This window comes from Oleiphilus sp. HI0043 (genome assembly GCF_001634935.1).
In genome coordinates, this window is record NZ_LWEY01000687.1 from 1 (window position 1) to 537 (window position 537).

The window sequence follows — 537 nt, forward strand, 5'->3', positions numbered from 1 at the left end:
GCTGTGACGTTGACGGTTTCCTTAGCGCTATCCCAGAGCATCTGGAAATTAAACTGCTTGTAGAGTAGAACCAGAAATATCGCACCAATACCACCTAATGCTGAACTTTCCGTTGGTGTAGCAATACCGGCAAAAATAGAACCGAGTACAACAAAAATCAGCGCTAAGGGAGGAATAATGGCTAATAAGGCTTTGCGTATTTGTTCGCTCTTATCTTCCTCTGAAATAGGCATAGCAGGAGCCAAGGCCGGGTTTCGACTTGTTACAAATACTATGTAGCCAATGTAAAGAGCTATCAGCAAAACCCCCGGCGCAACAGCGGCTCTAAACAGGTCGCCAACAGGTAAACCCAGTACATCGCCAAGAATAATTAAAATAATAGAAGGCGGCACGATTTGACCAAGGGTGCCCGATGCGCAAATGGTGCCGCAGCTGAGTTGTTTATCGTAGTTATACTTGAGCATGCAAGGCAGGGATATCAAACCCATCGCAACCACACTGGCACCGACTACACCGGTTGAGGCGGCGAGCAAAGAG

The 537-nt window shown here is 47.3% G+C and carries 1 protein-coding gene; it reads right to left on the reverse strand.

The window, feature by feature from the left end:
• Positions 1–537: TRAP transporter large permease subunit (locus A3729_RS08195; RefSeq protein ID WP_156497792.1), on the reverse strand; the 537-nt coding region annotated here is incomplete at both ends.